The organism is Cricetibacter osteomyelitidis, from assembly GCF_004340985.1.
GTDB lineage: Bacteria > Pseudomonadota > Gammaproteobacteria > Enterobacterales > Pasteurellaceae > Cricetibacter > Cricetibacter osteomyelitidis.
In genome coordinates this window covers 77,636-86,444 of the sequence record NZ_SLYB01000011.1, presented here as the reverse complement: position 1 = coordinate 86,444, position 8,809 = coordinate 77,636, and the positions used below count along the sequence as shown (strand labels likewise).

Annotated in this window: 8 protein-coding genes and 2 rRNA genes; all 10 read left to right on the top strand. The window is 40.3% G+C overall.

Translation table 11 applies throughout. The features are described 5' to 3' along the window. A 23S ribosomal RNA gene (locus tag EDC44_RS06960) occupies positions 1-1,672 on the top strand; the annotation flags it as partial. 286 nt (positions 1,673-1,958) lie between these two features. Then, positions 1,959-2,074 (top strand): 5S ribosomal RNA (gene rrf / locus EDC44_RS06955). Positions 2,075-2,219: 145 nt separating this feature from the next. Beyond that, positions 2,220-3,380 (top strand): ADP-forming succinate--CoA ligase subunit beta, encoded by a 1,161-nt coding sequence (gene sucC, locus EDC44_RS06950; protein ID WP_131976731.1) that lies wholly within the window; start codon positions 2,220-2,222, stop codon positions 3,378-3,380. Positions 3,381-3,391: 11 nt separating this feature from the next. Beyond that, positions 3,392-4,261 carry a succinate--CoA ligase subunit alpha gene (sucD, locus tag EDC44_RS06945; RefSeq protein WP_131976729.1) on the top strand — a complete coding sequence of 290 codons (870 nt, stop codon included), beginning with the start codon at positions 3,392-3,394 and terminating at the stop codon, positions 4,259-4,261. A 138-nt stretch (positions 4,262-4,399) separates the two neighbouring features. Beyond that, entirely contained in the window at positions 4,400-4,873 is a 474-nt protein-coding gene (ribH, locus tag EDC44_RS06940; RefSeq protein WP_131976727.1) for a 6,7-dimethyl-8-ribityllumazine synthase, read from the top strand. 1 nt (position 4,874) lies between these two features. After that, complete coding sequence (gene nusB / locus EDC44_RS06935) at positions 4,875-5,306, top strand: transcription antitermination factor NusB (RefSeq protein WP_131976725.1); 432 nt, start codon at positions 4,875-4,877, stop codon at positions 5,304-5,306. A gap of 30 nt (positions 5,307-5,336) precedes the next feature. After that, on the top strand, positions 5,337-6,323 hold the full coding sequence (gene thiL, locus EDC44_RS06930; protein ID WP_131976723.1) for a thiamine-phosphate kinase: 987 nt from the start codon (positions 5,337-5,339) through the stop codon (positions 6,321-6,323). Positions 6,324-6,328: 5 nt separating this feature from the next. Further along, on the top strand, positions 6,329-6,817 hold the full coding sequence (locus EDC44_RS06925) for a phosphatidylglycerophosphatase A family protein (RefSeq protein ID WP_131976721.1): 489 nt from the start codon (positions 6,329-6,331) through the stop codon (positions 6,815-6,817). Between the two features lie 9 nt (positions 6,818-6,826). Further along, positions 6,827-7,462 carry a LysE family transporter gene (locus EDC44_RS06920; RefSeq protein ID WP_131976719.1) on the top strand — a complete coding sequence of 212 codons (636 nt, stop codon included), beginning with the start codon at positions 6,827-6,829 and terminating at the stop codon, positions 7,460-7,462. 11 nt (positions 7,463-7,473) lie between these two features. Further along, complete coding sequence (locus tag EDC44_RS06915) at positions 7,474-8,676, top strand: acyltransferase family protein (protein WP_131976717.1); 1,203 nt, start codon at positions 7,474-7,476, stop codon at positions 8,674-8,676. Positions 8,677-8,809 lie beyond the last annotated feature (133 nt).

Genomic DNA, 8,809 nt, shown 5'->3' with positions numbered 1-8,809 from the left:
TGCTGGACGTATCACAAGTGCGAATGCTGACATAAGTAACGATAAAACGGGTGAAAAACCCGTTCGCCGGAAGACCAAGGTTTCCTGTCCAACGTTAATCGGGGCAGGGTGAGTCGGCCCCTAAGGCGAGGCTGAAAAGCGTAGTCGATGGGAAACGGGTTAATATTCCCGTACTTGGTAAAGCTGCGATGTGGGGACGGAGCAGGTTAGGCAAGCAAGGTGTTGGAAATCCTTGTTTAAGGTTGTAGGTGGGAAGACTAGGCAAATCCGGTCTTCTTTTAACACCGAGAGCTGATGACGATTGTCTACGGACAAGAAGTTGCCGATACCACACTTCCAGGAAAAGCCACTAAGCGAAAGGTTTTACTAAACCGTACTGAAAACCGACACAGGTGGTCAGGTAGAGAATACTCAGGCGCTTGAGAGAACTCGGGTGAAGGAACTAGGCAAAATAGCACCGTAACTTAGGGAGAAGGTGCGCTTACGGTAATTGTAGTGCCTTGCGCATGAAGGTGAAGTAAGTCGAAGATACCAGCTGGCTGCAACTGTTTATTAAAAACACAGCACTCTGCAAACACGAAAGTGGACGTATAGGGTGTGATGCCTGCCCGGTGCTGGAAGGTTAATTGATGGTGTAATTGAAAGAGAAGCACCTGATCGAAGCCCCAGTAAACGGCGGCCGTAACTATAACGGTCCTAAGGTAGCGAAATTCCTTGTCGGGTAAGTTCCGACCTGCACGAATGGCATAATGATGGCCAGGCTGTCTCCACCCGAGACTCAGTGAAATTGAAATCGCCGTGAAGATGCGGTGTACCCGCGGCTAGACGGAAAGACCCCGTGAACCTTTACTATAGCTTGACACTGAACCTTGAATTTTAATGTGTAGGATAGGTGGGAGACTAAGAAGCGTGAACGCCAGTTTGCGTGGAGACGACCTTGAAATACCACCCTTTAACGTTTGATGTTCTAACGAAACACCAAGTACAGGTGTTCGGACAGTGTCTGGTGGGTAGTTTGACTGGGGCGGTCTCCTCCCAAAGCGTAACGGAGGAGCACGAAGGTTTGCTAATGACGGTCGGACATCGTCAGGTTAGTGCAATGGTATAAGCAGGCTTAACTGCGAGACGGACAGGTCGAGCAGGTGCGAAAGCAGGTCATAGTGATCCGGTGGTTCTGAATGGAAGGGCCATCGCTCAACGGATAAAAGGTACTCCGGGGATAACAGGCTGATACCGCCCAAGAGTTCATATCGACGGCGGTGTTTGGCACCTCGATGTCGGCTCATCACATCCTGGGGCTGAAGTAGGTCCCAAGGGTATGGCTGTTCGCCATTTAAAGTGGTACGCGAGCTGGGTTTAGAACGTCGTGAGACAGTTCGGTCCCTATCTGCCGTGGGCGTTGGATGATTGATTGGGGCTGCTCCTAGTACGAGAGGACCGGAGTGGACGCACCACTGGTGTACGGGTTGTGTCGCCAGACGCATTGCCCGGTAGCTAAGTGCGGAAGAGATAAGTGCTGAAAGCATCTAAGCACGAAACTTGCCAAGAGATGAGTCATCCCAATCTAAGAGATTGTAAGGGTTGTTTAAGACTAAGACGTAGATAGGTGGGGTGTGTAAGTGTTGCGAGACATTGAGCTAACCCATACTAATTGCCCGAGAGGCTTAACTATACAACGCTCAAGGGTTTTTGTTTCGGAGGACGGAAGACGGAGGACAGAAGACAGAATAATAGCGAGTCTAAACGTCTAATATCGGAAGTCAGAGCGGAATAAACCGGAGCAAATAACAGAATAACAAGGCGATAAGAAAAGAGCATCGCCGGAATAATACTCAGAAGAAAAAAGAGTTAGAAAGCAGCTTGTTTCTGAATTTAAAGAATAGAAAAGAGAAAATCATCGTAGGAATATGAGTAAGATAGCGTCGTCATGTGACGGTTGTTATCGGAAGGCAGAATATCCTGATGGCGATAGTGCTGTGGCACCACCTGATTCCATCCCGAACTCAGAAGTGAAACGCAGTAACGCCGATGGTAGTGTGGGGTTTCCCCATGTGAGAGTAGGACACCATCAGGTTCAAATTAAAGAAACCGCAATTTGAAAGAGTTGCGGTTTTTTTGTTTTTATAAAAATGATAAAAATTATAGCCTTTTCCAATAACTTCGTTATACTCTAACAACATATTCAATGATCCCATCAGAATAATTAATAAAGGAAGGCTATGAATCTACACGAATATCAAAGCAAACAAATATTTGCATCTTATCAATTACCTATTGCAAAGGGTATTATTTGTGATTCAGTTAATGATGCAATTTTGGCAGTGCAACAACTTTCCGGTGATAAATGGGCTGCGAAGTGTCAAGTACATACCGGTGGGCGTGGTAAGGCTGGTGGGGTTAAACTGATTCGCAATGTGAAAGAAGCACAAGAATTTGCTGAAAAATGGCTTGGTCAGCGTTTAGTTACATTCCAAACCGGTGAGAAAGGGCAACCGGTTAATTCTATTTATATTGAAGAAACGGCGAATATTGCACGTGAACTGTATCTTAGTGCCGTGCTGGATCGTGCTTCGCAACGAGTAATTTTTATGGCTTCCACAGAAGGTGGAGTCAATATTGAAGAAGTGGCAGAAAAAACACCGCACTTATTGCATAAAGTGGTGATTGATCCGCTTACTGGCGGTCAACCTTATCAAGGGCGTGAATTGGCGTTTAAATTGGGTTTGAAAGGGAAGTTGGTTAATCAATTTGTCTATATTTTTACTCAAATGGCAAAAATGTTTATGGAAAAAGATTTATCTTTGCTAGAAGTCAATCCCCTTGTGGTTACACAAGAGAATACTTTGATTTGTCTTGATGCGAAAATTGCCGTAGACAGTAATGCACTATATCGTCAGCCGGAATTAGCCGAAATGAACGATCCAAGCCAAGAAGATCCTCGTGAAACCTTAGCGGAGTCTTATAATTTAAATTATGTAGCGTTGGAAGGCAATATCGGATGTATGGTGAATGGTGCCGGTTTAGCAATGGGAACGATGGATATCATTAAGTTGCACGGTGGAGAACCGGCTAATTTCCTTGATGTTGGCGGTGGTGCGACAAAAGAACGAGTTGCCGAAGCATTTAAAATTATTCTTTCCGATCAAGCAGTAAAAGCTGTGTTGGTGAATATTTTTGGTGGTATTGTCCGTTGTGACTTGATTGCCGAAGGTATTATTGCCGCAGTAGATGAAGTCGGGGTTAAAGTGCCTGTTGTTGTTCGTTTGGAAGGTAACAATGCAGAGCGTGGGCGAGAATTACTCAAACAAAGCGGATTAAATATTATTGCTGCCGGCACATTAACTGATGCCGCAGAACAGGCAGTGAAAGCAGCGAAATAAGGAAAGAATATATGGCGATTTTGATTGATAAAAATACTAAAGTGATTTGTCAAGGTTTTACTGGCGGACAAGGTACATTTCATAGCGAGCAGGCTTTAGCCTATGGGACAAAATTATTAGGTGGCGTATCGCCAAATAAAGGTGGTACAACTCACCTTGGTTTGCCTGTTTTTAATACCGTGAGAGAAGCCGTTGATGTAACGGGAGCGACTGCGAGCGTGATTTATGTGCCTGCTCCGGGTTGTAAAGATGCGATTTTAGAAGCGATTGATGCGGGTATACAATTGATTGTGTGTATTACAGAAGGAATTCCGACATTGGATATGCTGCAAGTCAAACAGCGTTTAAATCAAACCGGCGTTGTGATGATCGGTCCTAACTGCCCGGGAGTGATCACTCCTGAAGAATGTAAAATCGGTATTATGCCTGCGAATATTCATAAAAAAGGCAATATTGGTATTGTTTCCCGTTCCGGCACATTGACTTATGAAGCGGTAAAACAAACAACTGATGAAGGTTTTGGTCAATCAACCTGTGTGGGCATTGGTGGTGACCCTATTCAGGGTTCTGACTTTATCGATATTCTGAAATTATTTCAAGCGGATCCGGAAACCGAAGCTATTGTGATGATCGGTGAGATTGGCGGTTCGGCGGAAGAAGATGCTGCGGCGTTTATTAAACAGCACGTTACCAAACCGGTGGTCAGCTATATTGCCGGTGTCACAGCACCAAAAGGCAAACGAATGGGGCATGCCGGAGCAATTATCAGTGGCGGTAAAGGTACTGCCGATGAAAAATTTGCGGCACTTGAAGCTGCCGGAGTCAAAACTGTGAAAAGTTTGGCGGATATTGGTAAAGCCTTAAAAGAATTATTAAAATAGACCGCACTTTAATAACTTACCCATAGATAACCCTAACCGCACTGAAAAAAGTGCGGTTATTTTTTTCAAAATATGGTAAAATCCGCCGCAAATTTTTAGTTAAACACCATTATCCAAATTAATTCATAGGAAATCCAAATGGAAATTTTAGAAGGTCAAGTTGTAGCGCCGAATGCACGTGTAGCCGTTGTGATTGCTCGTTTTAACAGTTTTATCAACGAAAGTTTATTAGAAGGTGCTATTGATGCTCTTAAACGTATCGGTCAAGTAAAAGATGAAAATATCACTATCGTACGCGCACCGGGTGCGTATGAATTGCCATTAGTGGCTCGTCGTTTGGCTGATAGCAAAAAATATAATGCGATCGTGGCGTTAGGTACAGTAATCCGTGGCGGTACGGCTCATTTTGAATATGTTGCCGGTGAAGCCAGCAGCGGTTTAGGTCAAGTGGCAATGCAGTCGGAAATTCCGGTGGCATTTGGTGTATTAACTACTGAAAATATTGAACAAGCCATTGAACGTGCGGGAACTAAAGCCGGTAATAAAGGTGCGGAAGCCGCTTTAACGGCTTTAGAAATGGTTAATTTATTAGATCAAATTCAAGCGGCCTAATATGACTGGACAAATAAAAAAAGCATCACCCCGTCGCCGTGCTCGCGAGTGTACTGCACAGGCACTATATTCTTGGTATGTATCGCAAAATCCGGCGGAAGAAATCGAATTGGCATTTTTCACCGATGAAGATGTGCTGAAAGGGGCGGATAAACCTTATTTCCGCCAGTTATTTCGTCAAACGGTAGCGCATATCGACGATATAGATCAAACTATGACACCATATTTAGATCGTGCTGTAGAAGAATTAGATCCTATCGAAAAAGCAATTTTGCGTTTTTCCGTTTATGAGTTGAAATACGAAACCGATGTGCCCTATAAAGTTGTCATCAACGAAGCTATCGAAGTAGCAAAAGTGTTTGGTTCGGACGATAGTCACAAATATATTAACGGTGTATTGGACAAATTAGCACCGGTATTGAATCGTAAATAATAATCCGTATTATATGCAAAAGGGTTTGAAATGAACGGAGAATTTGACATTATCCAACGCTATTTTATGGCATCAAATCGACCCCCGCGCAAAGACGTAATTTTAGCCGTGGGCGATGATTGTGCTATTACGGAACTCAATAAAAACCAACGTCTTGCCATTACCACCGATACCTTGGTGGAAAATACTCACTTTTTACCCGATATTTCTGCGGCGGATTTAGCTTATAAATCCGTTGCGGTGAATCTAAGCGATCTTGCGGCAATGGGCGCCGAACCTGCGTGGATTTCACTTGCCTTGACGTTGCCTAAAGTTGATCATTTATGGCTGAGCGAATTCAGCGAAAGTTTTTTCCAAATTTTAGATCATTATAACGTTGAGTTGATTGGCGGTGATACGACCAAAGGGCAGTTATCATTAACCTTGACTGCACAAGGGATTTTACAAAAAGGCCGTGCATTATGCCGTCATAGTGCAAAAGCGGGAGATTGGATTTATGTATCCGGTTCATTAGGCGATAGTGCTGCAGGCTTAGAACTATTATTACAAGATCAAAGTGCGGTCAATTTTGCGGAAAAATATTTAATTCAACGACATTTACGTCCAACACCAAGAGTGTTATTGGGATTGGAATTGGCGATGTCGGAACTTTCCTGTACTGCCATTGATGTTTCCGATGGCTTTTTAGCTGATCTTGGGCATATCTTAGCACGTAGCCAATGTAGTGCGATGATTGAGTTGGATAAATTGCCTTTATCTGCCGAGCTGATTGAAACCGTAGGACTCGAAAAAGCACAGCATTTAGCATTATGCGGCGGTGAAGATTACGAACTTTGCTTTACCGTACCGGAAATAAATCGAGCTAAATTAGACCGCACTTTAGCTAATTTGAATGTGCCTTATACTTGTGTGGGGCAAATTAGAGCCGCAAAACAAGCCGGAAACATTACTTTTCAACAATTTGGTCAAACAGTCGAATTATCGGATTTTCGACGGGGATTTGATCATTTCGGTTAATCACTATGCAAAGTAGCAATCCATTAAAAAGAATCAAACTCTCAAATCCGGTGCATTTTTTAGCCGTGGGATTTGGTTCGGGTTTGCTTAATCCCGCTCCGGGTACTTGGGGAACGTTGGCAGGATTAATTGTCGGTGCATTCCTGTTGTATTTCATTTCACCGATTTCTTTTGCAATTTTGACTGCACTTGGCTTTGTGTTCGGCTGTTATTTATGCCAGAAAACGGCGGATGATATGGGGGTACACGATCACGGTGCTATTGTTTGGGATGAAATTATCGGAATTTTTATGGTATTGCTCGCGATTCCCGATTTGTCTTGGCCTTGGTTGCTTGCGGCATTTACGTTATTCCGTTTCTTTGATATCTTGAAGCCTTATCCTATCCGCTATTTTGATGAAAAATTAGAAAGCGGCTTTGGCATTATGATTGATGATATGTTGGCGGCGATTTATTCCATTCTTGTTGTTGTGTTAGTTCGTGTGATTCTCTAGGAATACATTATGCTGAATTTAATGATTATCCACTTTTTCGGTTTGATTACACCGGGGCCCGATTTTTTCTATGTTTCCCGCATGGCGGCGAGTAATTCTCGGCGTAATGTTACCGCCGGAATTTTCGGTATTACCTTGGGTGTGGCTTTTTGGGCGACGGCGGCATTACTCGGCTTGAAAGTGCTATTTGATAATTATTCGATGTCCCACGGCATTATCGTATTACTTGGCGGTAGTTATTTGGCTTATCTTGGCGTGTTAATGGCGAAAAGCCGCAAAAATGTAGTATTTACCAAACAAACAGAAGCAGAAATGAATCAAAATACTACTGTTGCAAAAGAAATTGGCAAGGGTATGCTGGTGAATTTATCCAACGCTAAAGCCATCATTTATTTTGCCAGTGTCATGTCCGGCGTATTGGCTTCAATTACTGAAACTTCTCAAATTTTGACCGCACTTGCTATCATCATCGTAGAAACTTTTTTTTATTTTTATGTGATTTCCGTATTATTTTCCCGCAATGTTGCCAAACAATTTTACAGTAAATACAGCCGTTATGTAGATAATGTAGCCGGCGTCATTTTCTTATTTTTTGGTGGTGTGTTAATTTATAGTGCGATAATGGAAATCTTTAAAGTAATTTAATTAGAGGAATAATGAAAAAAAATAGAATAGATAACTTGGATTATTTAAGAGGCCTATGTGCATTTGGAATAATGATTTATCATATTGTTGTATTTGTTGGTGGATATATCCCTAACGCTTCAGATTTTATTAGTAGAGTGGGTATTTATGGGGTATCAATTTTTTATATATTAAGTGGTCTTACACTTTATATTGTCTATATGAATAAGGATTTTTCACAAGTTAATGTAATTTTAAACTTTTTTAAAAAACGTATTTTTAGAATATTTCCATTATTTGTCGTATTAACAATAATTTCCTTTATTTTTCGCAATGAATATAGTGTAAATAATGTTGTTACCTTAGTTTTGAATGTGACAGGATTATTTTCCGTTTTGGATTGGTCTCAATATTTTGTCACTGGCGGGTGGTCTATAGGGAATGAACTGACATTTTATCTATTTTTCCCTTTTTTTATATTTTTTTATCAAAAATCTAAGAGATTATTTTGGTTTTTTTTATTATTTCCTCTTGTCCTATTTTTATATTTTGCATATTTTAAATTGGATCATTCATTTACTATATCGGAGAATTGGAAAAATTATGTAAATCCATTAAATCAACTATTTCTTTTTGTTGCAGGAATTGCAATAGGTATTGTATTCTACAATACTGAAAATCAATCAATCAATCAATCAATCAATCAATCAATCAATCAATCAATCAATCAATCAATCAATCAATCAATCAATCAATCAATCAATCAATCAATCAATCAATCAATCAATCAATCAATCAATCAATCAATCAATCAATCAATCAATCAATCAATCAATCAATCAATCAATCAATCAATCAATCAATCAATCATATATTATTGTAGTTTAATTATAGTAATTTTGATGTTTATTTATTATCCGGTTTCTGGTGGAATGAGTGCTATAATTACACATGAAAATAGAATATTATTTAGTGTTTTATCTATTTTATTGGTTTTAATATTTTTTAAAGGTAAATTTTTATTACCTAAATTTATGAGACTGATACTTATTGTTCTTGGTGAGATAAGTTATGGGATTTATTTAATTCATCCTTTTCTCATAGTAATCGTGAAGAAAATATTTCCTCATTTTTCTATTTGGTATAGTCTGCTCTTTGTGATTAGTCTTACTTTAGTTATCAGTTATATTTCTTATATTACATTTGAACGTTTTTTTATTAGGTTAGCCAAGTAATAGCGATTTTAATGTAGAAACAAAACTATTGGTATTTTTGAAATCTTATGTCAGTAGTAGATAGAATTATTGGTAATAAGTAAATTCATTTATTATTACCAATTTTTTTATTTTGGGTGAGTGCTTAATTCGT

Coding starts and splice junctions, on each gene's coding strand:
- sucC (WP_131976731.1), top strand. CDS start 2,220: ATGAATCTACACGAATATCAAAGCAAACAAATATTTGCATCTTATCAA.
- sucD (WP_131976729.1), top strand. CDS start 3,392: ATGGCGATTTTGATTGATAAAAATACTAAAGTGATTTGTCAAGGTTTT.
- ribH (WP_131976727.1), top strand. CDS start 4,400: ATGGAAATTTTAGAAGGTCAAGTTGTAGCGCCGAATGCACGTGTAGCC.
- nusB (WP_131976725.1), top strand. CDS start 4,875: ATGACTGGACAAATAAAAAAAGCATCACCCCGTCGCCGTGCTCGCGAG.
- thiL (WP_131976723.1), top strand. CDS start 5,337: ATGAACGGAGAATTTGACATTATCCAACGCTATTTTATGGCATCAAAT.
- EDC44_RS06925 (WP_131976721.1), top strand. CDS start 6,329: ATGCAAAGTAGCAATCCATTAAAAAGAATCAAACTCTCAAATCCGGTG.
- EDC44_RS06920 (WP_131976719.1), top strand. CDS start 6,827: ATGCTGAATTTAATGATTATCCACTTTTTCGGTTTGATTACACCGGGG.
- EDC44_RS06915 (WP_131976717.1), top strand. CDS start 7,474: ATGAAAAAAAATAGAATAGATAACTTGGATTATTTAAGAGGCCTATGT.